General features: G+C 38.7%; 18 protein-coding genes. 1 reads left to right on the top strand and 17 read right to left on the bottom strand.

The genetic code is table 11. The features are described 5' to 3' along the window. Positions 1-2: 2 nt before the first annotated feature. The 10 genes from ACSV5T_RS00310 to ACSV5T_RS00265 all read right to left on the bottom strand — a co-directional run bounded on the left by ACSV5T_RS00310 (position 3) and on the right by ACSV5T_RS00265 (position 9,750). A complete protein-coding gene (locus ACSV5T_RS00310) occupies positions 3-926 on the bottom strand; it encodes a P-loop NTPase (protein WP_438319942.1) in 924 nt (307 codons plus the stop codon). A 1-nt stretch (position 927) separates the two neighbouring features. Continuing rightward, the gene (mrdA, locus tag ACSV5T_RS00305) at positions 928-2,850 is read right to left on the bottom strand and encodes a penicillin-binding protein 2 (RefSeq protein ID WP_303930182.1); all 1,923 of its coding nucleotides are present in this window, start codon (positions 2,848-2,850) and stop codon (positions 928-930) included. A 23-nt stretch (positions 2,851-2,873) separates the two neighbouring features. After that, on the bottom strand, positions 2,874-3,365 hold the full coding sequence (mreD, locus tag ACSV5T_RS00300; RefSeq protein ID WP_105085900.1) for a rod shape-determining protein MreD: 492 nt from the start codon (positions 3,363-3,365) through the stop codon (positions 2,874-2,876). Then, positions 3,362-4,279: a rod shape-determining protein MreC gene (gene mreC / locus ACSV5T_RS00295; RefSeq protein WP_105089430.1), complete on the bottom strand. Its 918-nt coding sequence runs from the start codon at positions 4,277-4,279 to the stop codon at positions 3,362-3,364. The genes mreD and mreC overlap by 4 nt, the downstream gene beginning before the upstream one ends. Position 4,280: 1 nt before the next feature. Then, positions 4,281-5,318: a rod shape-determining protein gene (locus tag ACSV5T_RS00290; RefSeq protein ID WP_005386031.1), complete on the bottom strand. Its 1,038-nt coding sequence runs from the start codon at positions 5,316-5,318 to the stop codon at positions 4,281-4,283. A 327-nt stretch (positions 5,319-5,645) separates the two neighbouring features. Beyond that, entirely contained in the window at positions 5,646-6,344 is a 699-nt protein-coding gene (radC, locus tag ACSV5T_RS00285) for a RadC family protein (protein ID WP_005386030.1), read from the bottom strand. A 177-nt stretch (positions 6,345-6,521) separates the two neighbouring features. Beyond that, on the bottom strand, positions 6,522-7,088 hold the full coding sequence (locus tag ACSV5T_RS00280; RefSeq protein WP_316061835.1) for a Maf family protein: 567 nt from the start codon (positions 7,086-7,088) through the stop codon (positions 6,522-6,524). A 114-nt stretch (positions 7,089-7,202) separates the two neighbouring features. Then, entirely contained in the window at positions 7,203-7,826 is a 624-nt protein-coding gene (locus ACSV5T_RS00275) for a hypothetical protein (RefSeq protein WP_105089433.1), read from the bottom strand. Positions 7,827-7,977: 151 nt separating this feature from the next. After that, the gene (locus tag ACSV5T_RS00270; protein ID WP_119209371.1) at positions 7,978-9,183 is read right to left on the bottom strand and encodes an acetate/propionate family kinase; all 1,206 of its coding nucleotides are present in this window, start codon (positions 9,181-9,183) and stop codon (positions 7,978-7,980) included. A 3-nt stretch (positions 9,184-9,186) separates the two neighbouring features. Further along, a complete protein-coding gene (locus tag ACSV5T_RS00265; RefSeq protein WP_370816177.1) occupies positions 9,187-9,750 on the bottom strand; it encodes a hypothetical protein in 564 nt (187 codons plus the stop codon). A 186-nt stretch (positions 9,751-9,936) separates the two neighbouring features. On the opposite strand from ACSV5T_RS00265, the gene ACSV5T_RS00260 reads away from it, so the two are divergent. After that, positions 9,937-11,130 carry a tRNA(Met) cytidine acetate ligase gene (locus ACSV5T_RS00260; protein WP_438319940.1) on the top strand — a complete coding sequence of 398 codons (1,194 nt, stop codon included), beginning with the start codon at positions 9,937-9,939 and terminating at the stop codon, positions 11,128-11,130. 44 nt (positions 11,131-11,174) lie between these two features. Here ACSV5T_RS00260 and pyrR read toward each other — a convergent pair whose 3' ends face one another. From pyrR to ACSV5T_RS00225, 7 genes are all read right to left on the bottom strand, one after another. Then, positions 11,175-11,696, bottom strand: coding sequence for a bifunctional pyr operon transcriptional regulator/uracil phosphoribosyltransferase PyrR (gene pyrR / locus ACSV5T_RS00255; protein ID WP_105089436.1), 522 nt, complete (start codon positions 11,694-11,696; stop codon positions 11,175-11,177). 168 nt (positions 11,697-11,864) lie between these two features. Continuing rightward, the gene (locus tag ACSV5T_RS00250; RefSeq protein WP_127161426.1) at positions 11,865-12,788 is read right to left on the bottom strand and encodes an RluA family pseudouridine synthase; all 924 of its coding nucleotides are present in this window, start codon (positions 12,786-12,788) and stop codon (positions 11,865-11,867) included. Between the two features lie 61 nt (positions 12,789-12,849). Next, positions 12,850-13,290 carry a signal peptidase II gene (gene lspA, locus ACSV5T_RS00245; RefSeq protein WP_039969072.1) on the bottom strand — a complete coding sequence of 147 codons (441 nt, stop codon included), beginning with the start codon at positions 13,288-13,290 and terminating at the stop codon, positions 12,850-12,852. Positions 13,291-13,397: 107 nt separating this feature from the next. Next, positions 13,398-13,562: a DUF362 domain-containing protein gene (locus tag ACSV5T_RS00240; protein ID WP_005386021.1), complete on the bottom strand. Its 165-nt coding sequence runs from the start codon at positions 13,560-13,562 to the stop codon at positions 13,398-13,400. Positions 13,563-14,052: 490 nt separating this feature from the next. Then, positions 14,053-14,316: a SemiSWEET family transporter gene (locus ACSV5T_RS00235; protein ID WP_004696474.1), complete on the bottom strand. Its 264-nt coding sequence runs from the start codon at positions 14,314-14,316 to the stop codon at positions 14,053-14,055. Positions 14,317-14,555: 239 nt separating this feature from the next. Further along, on the bottom strand, positions 14,556-15,854 hold the full coding sequence (locus tag ACSV5T_RS00230) for an SLC13 family permease (RefSeq protein ID WP_316707122.1): 1,299 nt from the start codon (positions 15,852-15,854) through the stop codon (positions 14,556-14,558). A 38-nt stretch (positions 15,855-15,892) separates the two neighbouring features. After that, entirely contained in the window at positions 15,893-16,150 is a 258-nt protein-coding gene (locus ACSV5T_RS00225) for a hypothetical protein (RefSeq protein ID WP_005377387.1), read from the bottom strand. Positions 16,151-16,326 lie beyond the last annotated feature (176 nt).

Genomic DNA, 16,326 nt, shown 5'->3' with positions numbered 1-16,326 from the left:
ACCTATTTCAATTTACGACGGCGCCATAAGCTTTGCTTACCTTGCACTAATAAACGCTGAGTAGTCCAACCGCCGCGATTAATATAGAGAACATTATTCGAGTCTTCAAAGATAGACTCACCAGCTGCAGCAAGAGTAGGTGTACCTTGTTTTTCTGTAGCAGCCTTTTTCTTCGCTACATAGGCATCAAATTGCTTTTGTACATCATAATCTTCCCAGCAATCCCCAGTTACAACATAGTCCACAAGAGGTGCTAATACATTGCGGAATTCATGAGAAGCTAAATCTAACAGCTGTCCATCTTGTGTATAGGTTAACACATCTTCATCATAAGGAATCATAGCCCCTACATATTCGGCGCGAAGAACTTCTAGCATATCGTATAAGTCTATGTCTTCACCATCTGTAGGTACTGCATTAAAAGCAATAGCAAAATCGCGAATATTATGTTCCTCACACACTTGAATCATGCGCGCTCCATTACGTAAGGATACCCACAACGGATGCGTTACAACAATACAGCGATTTACTAAGTCTAAAATAGACTCTATGCCCTTACCAATACCGGCTGGAGCATCAATCAAAATATAGTCATATACATCACAAAGTCGACGAACTAATTTCTTATACTTCTTACGACCTATATCTTCCCAACGCGCACTTTGACTAGCCGGTAAGAAATCTAGATTTTCTGCAATTGATACAATAGCATCATCTGTATATTCTTTATCTTCACTCGCATCAAGTGCATCATAGATGATTTCATCTGCTACACCTAACACAAGATCCAAATCGCGCAATCCAAAGTCCCCATCACAGAGCAATACGCGGTGCCCTGCATGACTTAAGGCTACACCCAAGCATGCGGTGACAGTCGTTTTACCTACGCCACCCTTGCCGGATACAACACCAATGATTTCGCCCATACTAATCCTTTCTTGGTTGCCCACTAGTTACTGCCTTCTCCGGTTTTTGACCATTCGTCGTATTGCCTACAGTGGCAGCATCTTTATTACTTTTAGTATTTGTATCATTCGTTTTTTTATTCAACGGTACATTGAAATATGCCGCTAACACATCTCGTACGATTGGGCCTGCAGAACCGGCACCAAAGCTACCTTGTTCAACGAGTGCAACCACAACAATTTGCGGTTTATCATATGGTGCATAGGCTACGAACCAGCCATGATCTCGGCCATGTGCGTTTTCCGCAGTACCAGTTTTACCCGCTACATTTATAGGGAATCCTTTAAATAAATCCCCTGCTGTACCGCCCTCATTCGTTACATCACGCAAGCCTTCTCGAATGAGATCCATAATATTCTTAGGAACTGGTAGAATTCCTAATTTATCAGGTCCAAAAATTTCTTTTGGCGTGCCATCTTTATTATCGATGCGGCTTACCACATACGGTCTATATTTAATGCCTCCATTAGCCACTTCACTGAGCATAACCGCCATTTGTAATGGCGTAACCAATGTGAAAGATTGACCAATTGCGGCATCAAAGGTTTCCCCTAAGTACCAATCTTCATCATATACTTTTCGTTTATACTCAGGGCTTGCCATAATGCCAGCGGCCTCACCCGGTAAATTAATACCAGTCTTTTCACCTATGCCAAAATACGCAGCATATTTATCGAGATTTTCTATGCCTACACGATTGCCCATTTCATAGAAGTAAACATTGTCAGACTTAGCAAGTGCTTTATTAAAATTAAGCCAACCTAATGCTTCACCTTCCGCATTTCGTTTATCGATCAACCAGTGCTTACCACTATCAAAGATCATCTCTTCAGGAGTAACCTTTTTAAGGTCTAATGCGGCCGTACCAGTAATAATCTTAAACGGTGAACCTGGAGGATATTCACCAGAAATAACCTTATTATCAAATGGATGATTTTTATCATTGTTTAACTGATTCCATTGAGCCGTTGTAATGCCTTTCGCAAACCAGTTTGGATTGAATTCAGGAGCGCTGACCATAGCTAAAATAGCCCCTGTATTAGGATCCATAGCCACCACTGCTGCCCCTTGTGCCGGAATACCTTGAGCACGCAACTGATTAAGCTGGTTCTTAACAGCCTCTTCAGCAGCCTTTTGAAGGTTTACATCAATGGTTAAATGAATATTAGATCCTGGTACTGTATGCTTTCTATCTACCTCAGCTACAGGACGACCTGTAGCATCGACTTCAACTTGCTTACCACCATCAGTGCCACGCAAGATAGAGTCATATAATTTCTCAAGGCCAGAACGACCTAGAATAGTACCACCACTTACCAGTGTATTAGGGTCTTGCTGTTTTAGCTCTTCTAATTCCTCTTCACTCACTTCACCAACATAACCAAATAATTGAGAAGCCATCGTTTCATATGGATAGTATCGAAGTGGCTCAACATCAATGGTTACCCCTGGTAATTCATGTCGATGCTCTTCAATGGTTGTTACTACGTCCATTGAAATATCATTAGCAATACGTATTGGCTCATAGCCATACTTATGATCATTAACCTTCTTTGTAATATCTTCAGGTTTCATTTTTAATAAAGCTGCTAATTTAGCAACTTCACCATCATCCAAAGCCTTTCCAGTAGGCATGATAGATATAGTATAGGCAGGTCGAGAGCCTACCAGAATTTGACCATTACGATCATACATAACACCTCGTGCTGCAGTCATCGGTACCATGCGCAATCGGTTGCCTTCCGCCTTGGCTTGATAATAGCCACCAGCCAAGATTTGTAGCATAAACAAACGCAATGCTAACACTATAAATATGCCCGCTACAATGTAAAAGAGTACATCAAAGCGACTCGTTTTTCTTCGTTTATAGAGGCCTTCAAGCACTCTTTCACCCCCTTACCAAATTATTACCAAATATAATCTTGTTGTTCATCCTTACGCCACAACAAGCCATGTACGATGGCGGCCAATACGCCGTTCCAAAACAGTACAGGTATAACCATATGCCACATATATAAGCCAATATGCAAATCCCCACCACTAGCCAAGATCATAAGGCTACGGATAAAACCATCTAGCAAGGTACATATCGCTACAATAGCACTAGACCAATACCAACGTTCTTCATAGAGTCTATGTTTTACAGCGGATAATAGATAAACCACAAGAACGTAAGGGAATAAATGGAGCCCAAAGAAATTAGATATCAATACATCATGGACGATACCACCTATAACAGCGGCCATTATTCCCATACGACGCCCTTTAAAAAGAGTAACCATAACAATGATGGTCAAGATTAAATTGGGTAACCAATTCGTATGAAAAATAGCAGGCAATAATTGAGCCTGTATAAAATAAATTAAGAATCCACAGAGGACTAAAGCTAGACGCGTCATGGTTTAACGGCCCCCTTTGCCCCTTCTACTTGATCTCGTTGTGTTTGAGGTACAAGCTTAGGCTCAAGCCCTGGTTTTTGTGGTGCACTAACAGAAGATGATGTAAGAACAAACACCTCTTCCAAACGGTAAAAGTCTACACTAGGTGTGATAACGGCATTCTTAACAAAGCCTTCTGTATCATTTTCGATAGACTGTACATTGCCAACAGGTAATCCTTTTGGATAGATACCACCGTACCCAGAGGTTATTAATTTATCCCCTACTAATACATCGCCATCACGGGCAATATTTACCATTGATGGTGTACGAGGTGAATCTCCATCCCCCTTTACAACACCAGATAAACGGGATTCAGGACGCTGTACGATAACACCGATTGCACTACGCGGGTCAAGAATGGTTTGCACACGAGAGGAATGAGGATACACATCGGTAATAAAACCAACTACCCCACTTGGTACAACGACAGCCATATTAACGGCCATCCCATCTTCACTGCCCTTATCGATAGTAAAAGTATTTGTCCATGTACCGTAATCCTTTGTAATAATACCAGCCAATGTCATGGAAAATTCTGGATGACTACTCTTATAGTTAAGAAGCTGGCGAAGTCGAATATTTTCTGCCACTACCTCATCATAGTTAACTACCTTTTGTTCTAAGGCAGCTTTACGAGATGCTTCCTCATCACTTTCAATCGTTGCAGAAATAGCATTATTAAGCACTGTGAAACCTGTTTGCACACCGTCAAGTAAGCGTGCAGAGCCATAGGCAAATGGTGTTGTAATACCTTCAAGAGTAACAGTAACAAAAGGAATACTAGTTCGTTGTTTCCATGCAAATCCGAGCAAAGCCAATAGGATACAGCTAATAACAACGACGATAATTAACTTTTTATCTGACTGTATCATATTAGTCTTGGCCCTTTCTATTTTTAGAATTTACAATAAATCGCGATAAGCTCACTAAGTCCGATGAAGCCCCATTAAGGCCTACAACAACTTTCGTCTCAGGTGCATCGGGAACGTGTACAGGCACACCTAATTCGCCACCAATACGCTCTGCCAAGCCAGACAGTTGCGCTGTACCACCAGTGAGGTAGATTCCATATTGCATAATATCGGCTACAATTTCAGGTTCAGCGGAACGAATCATTTGTTTTAATTCATCCAAAAGGCCTCCGATACAGTCATTAACAACTTGGTATACTTCAGACTGATGAATGACACAACGTCTACCTAAACCATTCATCATATCACGGCCTTGAAAGGCATATTCCGCATCTTCTAGTGGTGCCACAGCAGTACCTACAGTATGTTTAATATCCTCTATAATTTCATCAGAAACGATAACCCCAAAACACTCGCGTACATAGCGGAGCAATGCATTATTGATATCTGAACCACCAAAGCGTATAGTTTTGCTATCTACAATACCGCCCAATGAAACAATGCCCATATCTACGGTGCCACCACCAATATCAATGACCATGGATCCACGAGCTTCAAAGATAGGTGCACCGCAACCAATAGCTGCAGCTACAGGACGTTCAATAAGAAATACTTCGCGGGCTCCCGCCTGAATAACGGCATCCATCATCGCTCTTTGCTCAACATCAGTCATCCCGCATGGAACACCAACAAGAACTCGAGCACGACGTAATGCATTAGATACCTTATTCAGAAAATAGTTAAGCATCGTATGCATAACACGATAATCCACAATAAAGCCATCTTTCAACGGTGTCAAAGGTCGCCACATATCTGGCATACGCAATACAAGGCGAGCCGCTTCATCCCCAACGGCTACTACTTTTTCTTGTTTCGTATCAGTGGCTATAATAGATGGCTCGCTTATAACGGTTCCTCGCGTCCCCCCCATGAGGCGCGTCTGTATGGACCCAATATCTATACTTACATCTTTTCCTAGAGTAGGTAAAATGGAACTCATAGTAAAATCTCCTTCATTACATCATCATTCCATTTTACCACATATAATGCGACTTTTTCTATTAATATCAAGGCTTTTACCATTGTTAAAAGCACAGAAAATGCATAATTCAAGTACCCTTAAGTCATACATAATTTACACACTCACAAGTGATACATTACAAAGCCACCTATAGGTCGAATAAAATAGAAAAAGCACCCATATCATGATGCATTCTCTATTTACTAGACATAATAAAGAACGCATCATTATGAGTGCTTATTTACTGATACAACAAACTATAAAGCCATAATTATACGGTTTTAAACCTTATCATATAAGGATAACTTAACTGAGTTTACCGATTTCACTAAGGCTAGTGAATTCATTATCACCAATGACGATATGATCTAATACAGGTATCCCCATGAACTGACCTGCACTGACAAATAACTTGGTTAGTCGTATATCTTCATCACTAGGACGACTATCGCCGGATGGATGATTATGTATTAAAATAATGGCCGCCGCATTACACGCTATGGCCTTCTTAAAAACAGCACGCTGCTCTACAAGGCTAGATACTAACCCTCCATTAGAAATATGTTCTAACTGAATTAACTTATTTCGAGACGTCAACATCGCCGCCCACACATGCTCTACCTCTTCGTGGCGCAAACGCTCCATTACATATTGGGCTATAACAAAGGGCTGTGAAAAATCTTCGTAAGTTTCCTTGATTTTAAGCTCTCCCAAGCGCCGCCCCATCTCAAGAGCTGCACATAAGGTCACCGCTTTATCTGTACCAATACCCTTGATTTTAACGAGTTCTTCAACGGTCATTCGATTTAAACCATATACGCCATCATCAAAGGATTGTACGATATCGTTAGCTAAGGAAATGGCGGACTGCCCCTTTACCCCTGTTCGTAATAAAATAGCTAATAGTTCCTCCATCGCCATATGGGATGGCCCTAGGGTAAGAAACTTCTCTCGCGGCCGTTGAAACGGCAACATGTCTTTTACACTTACTGTTGGTACTTCCATAGAATCTCTCCATTCAAATAGATAACACCATCTATCGATCAAGCAACCAACACATCTACTCTCTTTATATATTACTTGTACAGCACAGCACAGCACAGCACAGCACAGCACAGCACAGCACAGCACAGCACAGCACAGCACAGCCAATTATAATATTATTGCTACAAAGCGATAGTATTATTTAGCGCCTAATGCCTTGCATAGTTCATCATACACATGCTCAACAGGCAAGCCCACCACATTGGTATAAGAGCCTTCAATCTTTTCTACCCATAAAGCACCTTTACCTTGTATACCATAGGCGCCAGCCTTATCCATAGGCTCACCACTACCGATATAGGATTCAATTTCAAAAGGAGCTAACTTTTTAAAATATACCTTTGTTTCATTATGAAAAACTATTTCCTGATCTTTAATGAGTAAGGCTACTCCCGTAATAACAGAATGAACTTGGCCTGATAAACGTTCTAGCATATGACGGGCCTCAGCCGCATCATGAGGTTTGCCTAACACTTGATTATCTAGCACGACAATCGTATCTGCGCCTAACACAATACTACCTTCAGGGACATCTACAGCAGCACGAGCTTTACCTAAAGCCTGTGCTTTTACCATTTCAATGGGATCATCATATCCAGTATTAGCCTCTTCATAGGTGCTCGATACGACAATATGATCAATGCCAACTTGTGTTAATAATTCAGTTCTTCGTGGTGATTGGCTCGCCAAATATAATCCAGCCATTTGCACTCCTTTACGGTATAAGAATTTTAGTTAATTTAACTATTTTATTAATAAGACTAACTAACATAGCTCAGAAAATATAGATCACAAAATATAAATCAGAATATTTGTAAACTAAACAGTAATATCTGGGCCATCCTTTTCAGGAGTAGTTAACTTTTTATAGTACTCTTGTACATCTTCTCCGTGTTTTACCGCATCAGCACGCACTGCAGCATAGAATACAATGTCTGCTTGCGGCACACGGATACGCCCTGGTACATGTTCTTCTAAGATTTCAAAGAATTTATCATCTGCTTTCAGTAAAAGGCGACCATTTTGGACCTTATCACCCTTTACAATCGCATACACTAGAGACCATATAGGACGTGGATCAGATGTAGAACATTTTCTGTATTTATATCGATATTTAATATTCGTCAATAATTCACGTTCAAACTTAAACACCCCATCAATCATATCGTAATCTACTTCAAAATGGCGTTTTCTAAAGATAGAAGATTCTTCAATGACCAACTTTGTATCTGTCAAAATATAGGTATATCGGCTAACCGCCTGTTTCACAATTACGATTATGGCCATAATTTCAATAAAGTATTCAGCTATTAGCACAGTATGTAAATTAATGCTACGATATGTAGTGTATGCTACACCGCATAATAATAGAATGACAAAACATAATACTAACCACTCTGCACTTTTAGCACGTTGAGATTTTTCTTCATATAATACTGTCATGTGTTACCCCTTTAAAAGAACTACTACTTTATAACTATACATTCTATTATAAGGTATTCTAGGTATAAAAACTACAAAAACCCCGTCTATACCTAAGATATAGACGGGGTTTTATGACTCTATTAGTCACCTAGTTCAGATACGAACTATATTATTTTTTCAAGGATGCTGTAATACGTTGAGTATCGCGAGCAATCATGATTTCTTCGTTTGTAGGGATTACGAAGATTTTAACTTTGGAGCCTTCAGCACTGATTTCTTGTTCTTTACCGCGGATATTATTACGTTCAGAGTCAATACGAGTACCCAAGTATTCTAAACCGTTGCAGATTGCATCACGGTTACCGATACCGTTTTCACCGATACCAGCTGTGAATACGATAGCATCAACACCACCCATAACTGCTGCGAATGCACCAATTACGCGGCGAACTTTGTAATGGAACATGTTCAATGCTAATTGAGCACGTTTGTTACCATTAGCTGCTGCTTCTTCGATAACACGGAAGTCATTGGACACGCCGGAAATACCAAGTACACCGGATTTTTTGTTCATTACAGTGTCTACTTCTTCGTAGTTCATGCCAGTTTTATTCATCAAGAATGGAACGATAGCTGGGTCAATATCACCAGTACGAGTACCCATGATCAAACCGGACAATGGAGTGAAGCCCATTGTTGTATCGATGGAACGACCACCTTTAATAGCGGAAACGGAAGAACCATTACCCAAGTGACATGTGATGATACGAAGGTCAGACATGTGTTTACCCATCAATTCAGCGCAACGTTGTGCAACGTATTTATGGGATGTACCATGGAAACCATAACGACGGATACCATAGTCTTCATAGTATTCGTAAGGAAGCGCATACATATAAGCTTCTTTAGGCATTGTTTGGTGGAATGCAGTATCGAATACAGCTACTTGTGGTACGTTTGGCATGATAGCTTGGCAAGCTTCGATACCTTGAATGTTTGGTGGGTTATGTAATGGAGCCAATGCGCAGCATTCTTCTAATGCTTCCATAACAGCTGGAGTGATCAATACGGAGTCAGCGAATTTTTCACCGCCATGTACTACACGGTGACCAACAGCGTCGATTTCGTCCATGGACTTAATTACACCATATTCAGCATCAACTAAAATATCAAGCAAAATGCGAAGAGCTTCTTTATGGTTCAAAATTGGTTCAACGCGTTCTAATTTGTCAGCGTTAGGACGTTTATGAGTGAAGATAGCATCTTGATCACCAATCTTCTCAAAAAGACCTTTTGCCAATTCTGTTTCAGTTGTCATATCAAGTAATTGATACTTCAAGGAAGAACTACCGCAGTTAACTACTAATACGTTCATCGATTAACCCTCTTTCTGTTGTGTAACTTGAATCTTGTTTTGAATTTCTTTGCTGATATCAGCACCTACCTGATCCTTTTCAGGATATTGGTAGACTATATTCCACAATACGCCATGATCTAAGAATACGTATTGAGAAAATCTAAATGTTTGCCCTTGAGTCGTATAGGTCACATCAAGCTTTTTAGCAGATGCGCCATCTAAAGCTACAGACTCTTCCTTGATGGTGCCACCAATTTTAGTAAACTCAGATTTGCTGCGGTTAACATACTCATCTACCGTTGGCAAAGGTTTGTTTTCACCAGCACGCAAAGCCTCAACCTCAATTACCATATGTTCTGTAACAGATCCATAAATATCAATAGGATACCCATCATCAGACATATTTTTTGTACTTTTACCCATTTCATAAGGTAAAGCAATGGTAATTTCAGATTGACCAACACGGATAACTTGATGGCCAAAACTATATGTATCCATTACATTTGTAGAGCCACATCCCGCCATTGCTAGTAGCGCAGCACCGAGCAGAGCCCCTTGTAATGTACGTTTCCAATTTTGTTTCATCATATACCTCACATCAATTCAGCATTTACAGTTAATTATAGCCTATAGAACAAATAAAATCTACAATAAACTTTAGTTTTACGTACATTTTTACGTCTATTTCTTCACCATATCCCCTCTTAAGTTCAAAATTTATTTACAGTACCTCTATGCTTTGTTACACTAACAATAATGAAAGGAGTCACTATGAAAACCATCGGTATTATTTGCGAATACAATCCATTTCACAATGGACATGCACACCAACTACATACGTTAGCTTCAAAATGCCCTGATGCATTGCGCATCTGTATTATGAGTGGCTCCTTTGTACAACGTGGTGAGCCGGCCCTATTCTCAAAGTTCGATCGTGCTCGTTGGGCCATTCTTGGCGGTGCAGATGTTGTTATCGAACTCCCTACACTCTATTCCTTAGGCAGCGCGCAACTATTTGGAACTGGCGCCATCCGTATGGTGAAAGCACTCTCTATTGATACCCTCTCCTTTGGTTCTGAAACTACTAATCTAAATACGCTCATAGGTATAGCCAAACGTATGGATTGTGAAAGTACCCAAAATGAGTTACGAAATTATTTAAATGAAGGAATGTCCTATGGAACGGCCTTCCGTAAAGCCTTAGGCTCTGAAATGCTTAGCACACCTAATGCCTTATTAGGGCTAGAATATATACGAGCTGGATTAAAATATCACCCAGATTTAGCGTATATTCCTATTCAGCGTACCTCTGATCACCATAACCAAACTATCAATCAAGAGTTGCCATCAGGTACAGCATTGCGGCAACTCATCACAACGGCTACTCCTTTAGATATGTATTCAGCACTTCAAGTTGCTATCCCAACACCGATTCTAGATGATATGACTCATAGAATCACAACTGGTGACTATGTCGATTACAGTCGATACCATGATATGGTTCATATGTTGAGTCGCCGCATTTCGGCAAGTGAATTAGAACGATTCGTCGATTTCACAGAAGGTATCGAGCACTTATGGTTAAAAGCAGCACAACAGCCTTCATGGGAATCTGCCATTGAGCAAATAAAATCCAAGCGCTACACCTACGCCCGTTTACAGCGCATGGGTGCATATCTTACATTAGGCATTACGAAAGACTTGATAAATATCGCTATGCAAGACGGTCCTCAATACGCTAGATTACTAGCCTTTAACGACAGAGGACGTCAATGGCTGAGGACTAAACATGACATTCCACTCATTCAAAAATGGGCTAAAGCACCTACTCAGCTCAATAATCTTGGAAAATCTATGCATCATATAGATACACTAGCTACAGATATACAAGCCTTATGTTTCCATAATAAAGGTAAACGTATAGGGCATACAGACTATACCTATACACCGCAATATATCAAATAAAAAGTATAATTTTAATTTAAGCAAAAAAGGGGTTACAATACAGATTATTCCTGTATTGTAACCCCTTCTTCACCATCTAAGTCTTCTACGGCAACTCGTACACTTTCAAGATGTGATGTAGGAATATTTTTACCCACATAGTCTGCGCGAATCGGCAATTCACGATGACCACGGTCCACGAGTACTGCTAATTGAATAGATTTAGGTCTACCAGATGTCATCAATGCATTTAACGCTGCACGAATAGTACGCCCTGTGTAAAGTACATCATCCACGAGAATGATTGTTTTCTCCGTTGTATCAATCGTACATGGTTTCCCCTCTTTTTGGCGAGCATCACGATCATCACGATACATAGCAACATTGAGTGATTCACATTCAATACGAATACCTTCAATGCGTTCGATTTCGGCCTGCAAACGTTTTGCCAAAATAACACCACGTCGTTCAATGCCTACAATAAGAGCATTAGATAAGCCTTTATTACGTTCTAGGATTTCGTGACTAATACGACGAATCGCGCGCATAATAGCATCTTGATCCATCAATAAGCGTTTCTTTTCCATATATACGCCCTTATAGCACAGAGTTCTCTATGCCCCTTTACAAATATAGTTAGAAGATTATTTAGTAAACCACAATATAAGACAGTTATTTCATTTGCATGTATTTACGTTTGTCTACGTTTGTCTACGTTTCTTTACATTTCGTTTGATTTCTTTTCATTTTTTCGCTTATTTACGCTTATCTTCTCGATATGTTTTAGCAAACTCTATACATGCTTTGAAGTCATCTGGAAGAGGCGCCTCAAAATGCATACTTTCACCTGTAATAGGATGTTTTACATCTAAAGATTTAGAGTGCAATGCCTGTCCTTCAATAGGAAAATCCATACGACGGTAACCATAGAACGGATCATTAACAACAGGATGTCCAATATGAGCAAAATGTACACGAATTTGATGTGTGCGCCCAGTCTCTAAATTACATTCAACCAAGGTTTGATGGCCAAATCGTTCAACCACGTTAAAGTGAGTGACTGCATCCTTACTATTTTCAAAGACAACAGCCATTTTCATACGATCCTTAGGATGTCTTCCAATAGGAGCTTTAATAGTACCCTTTTCTTCTACAATATTACCTTGTACTAATGCTAAATATGTCCGTTTAGCAGAATGCTCCTTTACCTGCTCCGCTAAACCTATATGAGCTGCATCATTTTTAGCAGCCATCATAACACCAGATGTATCCTTATCTAAACGGTGAACAATACCAGGTCTAATCTCACCATTAATACCGGACAAATCCTTACAATGATATAGCAATGCATTAACAAGTGTACCCGAATAATTGCCCACCGCAGGATGAACAACCATACCACGTTGTTTATTTACAATGATAATATCATGATCTTCATACAATACATCTAAAGGAATATCCTCTGGTTTTACCTCTACAGATTCAGGCTCCGGTATCTCTACACGTACAACAGCATTTGGTGTAAGTCTAAGATTTGCTTTCCCTACCTTAGCACCTACTGTAACGTGACCACCTTTAATTAAACTTTGAATATAACTACGAGACCCTTCCATATGTTCTGTTAAGAATACATCCAGTCTCATACCGTCTTGCTCAGCATTTACAATATATTCGTTCATCCTCTACCTCTCTATGAGTTAAGTATCATATATTAATTAATTATATGTCATAATATATGAATTATTTATCATCATCTTTTAATGTAAATAAATAGTAGACTACTAAAGCTACGCCTACACAGATACCAATATCAGCAACATTAAAAATAGGCCATATACGGAAATCAAAAAAATCTACCACACCATGAATCATGTAACGATCAATGCCATTACCAATAGCACCAGACACTAATAAAGCAGATCCAATCTGTAAAGTCCACGGACCTTTTGATAAGCGCTTCCAATAATATGCACATGCGCCTAGCAAAATAACCGCTACCAGTAAGAAAAACCATCGCTGATTAGCAAGCATACCAAATGCTGCACCGCGATTAATAATATATGTTAAATGAAATACATTGGGTATAACCACTAAAGACTCACCTAACATAAAATGATTCATAATGTAATATTTAGTCCATTGATCTAAGAGTAACCAAAGAATTAGTATAATATAAAACAAGCTGTACTCCCTTATAATAATATATATCTTAATAGTCCTATTATACTAAGTTAAGCAAATTTAGGCAAAATAAAAAGCCCCTCAATGAGGGGCCGTTTAATTTGTGATTACTCAGCGGAAATTACAGATACTGGGCAAACGGATTCGCAAGAACCGCAATCGATGCAAGTATCGTTGATTTCATATTTAGTTTCGCCTTCAGAAATAGCAGAAACTGGGCAAACAGATGCGCAAGAACCACATTTAATGCAACCATCAGCAATAACTCTCATAATTAGGACCTCCATAAAAATATAGATCAGAACTTTTTATTATCATTTAGAAAGGCACTTGCCTCAACTTATGTTCTCATTATCACACAGTTCTTTTTGAAAGTCAAATGAAAATGATAAAAAACTGTATATATTTTTGCATATTACTTTTTCATTTTTATCATACAAAGCCTATGTTTATAGGTATTTTGATATTACTTTTCATTTAATTAATTGAATATGATATTCAACAAATGAGAATGTTGTAATTATCAATTTTATAAAATCCTAATCATTATAATAGGAATTTAATTATCAATATTTATTATCATAAAAACTATTTTTTTATTACAACAGATTTAACGCTTATCTATATTTTAATCTAACATATAAACTTCACTCTAAAAAAGGCCGAATCATACGATTCGACCTCATTTATATTTATAAAGTAAAGTAATATCTTTACTATTATTCACTATATAACAATAATACTATTTTTTTCTTATAGCACTTAGAAAGATGTTAAGAATGTTAGTGTACCTAAAATAACGCCTGCAAGGTTTGGTACGATTAAAATATAATCACGTTTAGGTGATTTTGTCCAACCATATAATACCCAGATCAAACAGGATACTGCTGCAAATAATGGTTGCCATGGTTGACTAGGTTGACCATGAAGATTAGCAATTATTTGTGGGATATAGGCTAAAAATACAAATACACCAATAAATGCACCAATAGAACCAACTAACATGTTAAATCTTTCTTTTGTCATAGATGACCTCCTTATTCAACATTACATTATTATATCTTACACAATATACTATATCATATTTTTTTCGATGTAGTCAATTGTGTAAAATTAATCATGCAAATTAGTTTAATTCATATTGCTTTTGATTACACTTATATGTAATCTATATTAAAATCATATAGGCTAAAATCATAAAAAACGAGGCCGAATCTTACGATTCGACCTCGTATGTGCTTTATAGTAGAGTAACCTATCCCCTATTATTTACCAGGGAAGAATGGCCATACCATTGGAATGATAATTAAGCTTACTACGAAGCAAACTAAAATCAATGGAACGCCGGCTTTTACATAGTCTGTAAATTTGTATTGACCAGGGCCAAGTACTAATGTATTTGGAGGTGTACCTACAGGTGTACCGAATGCACAAGATGCAGCAACGCCGATAGCCATCAATACAGCATGAGGGTCAGCGCCCATACCTTGAGCAATGGAGATACCGATAGGAGCCAACAATGCACAAGATGCTGTGTTAGACATAAATTGAGTCATAACACAAGACAATGCGAATAATACTGCTGTTGCAAAGTAAGGGCTAGGGTCAGAACCCATAACACCGATTACTGCATTAGCAATCATTTTACCTGCACCAGATTGGTCAAGTGCAGTTGCTACTGGCATCATACCAGCAAATAAGAAGATTGTTACCCAGTCAATAGATGTGTAAGCTTGTTTTTCGTTCAAGCAACCAGTTAATACGCAAAGCATTGCGCCAATAACTGCAACCATGCTCAATGGTAAGTTGATACCATAACCTTTTAGGAAGTCACCTAAAATCATAGCAATGATTACACCTAAAAGAATAAGACCAGAGTATAATTGTTTCTTAGGATCGTTAGAAATATCTTCAGCAGCTACTTCTTGTTCAACGTCGCCAGCATCTTGAATTTCATGTTTAGGCAATAAATGTTTACCAATAAGCATCATGAATACGATTGTGGCGATAGTCAAAGGAATACCGATCCAAGCAAATTCGAAGAAACCAAATGGTTGTTCACCAAATTTAGTTAATGTACCACTTACAATAATGTTTGGAGGTGTACCAACCATTGTAATGATACCACCAATACCTGCAGCGAATGCTAAAGGCATCAATTGGCGAGATGCAGGAATCTTAGCAACAGCACAGATACCAACAACTACAGGAAGTAAAGCAGCTGTAGTACCAGTGTTAGATAAGAATGCGGACATAGTTGCTGTAACAACCATGATTGCTAGCATTAAGCCATTTTCGCTAGTACCAGCATGAGATACTACTGTTTCCCCAATTTTTTGAGCCAAACCAGTGTAGAACAATGCTGCACCAACAACGAACATGCCAGCAAACAACACAACTGTACTATCAGATAAACCAGAGAATACAACCTTAGGAGTAATAATACCCATAAGGCCAAGTGTAATAGCGCCGCCTAAAGAAGTAATAGCTAAAGGAATAATTTCCGTAACAAATAAAACAGCCATGACTGCGAGGACGATTAAGGTTTGTTCTGCAGTACCCATACATCATCATCTCCCTTCAGAGAAATGCACTGATATAGTTATAAGAGGTATAAAATATAACCTACGATACCAATGGCGGAAGCCATCAAAAAAGTAATCCCATATCCCTCTCTTGTTTTAGGATACCCAAAGAATAAGGTTTCACCTAAAAATCCTCGGCGATTAAACCAAGTATATTTAGTTCTGCGTTGAAACCATTTAGCTTTGCCTTCAACACCGATAATCAGTGCCGTAATAAAAAATACAATAAATGCCCAGATAAAACAAATCAGTATTTTTAATTCTACAGATAACAAGTGACCACCTCTACTAAATTTAAAGCACTAGAAGGTTATTGTGTGAATGCTTGTATCACCTAATGACCGATCTGAAAAGCATTTATTGCAAATATACCCTATTTATGCATGAATACATAGATTTGAAGGGTTTTTATATTCACCAATAGGTGTACCTAATTAGGCACACCTTGGTG

Source organism: Veillonella sp. ZSJB6, from assembly GCF_051549505.1.
Classification (GTDB): domain Bacteria; phylum Bacillota; class Negativicutes; order Veillonellales; family Veillonellaceae; genus Veillonella.
This window is presented reverse-complemented; position numbering and strand designations above follow the sequence as displayed.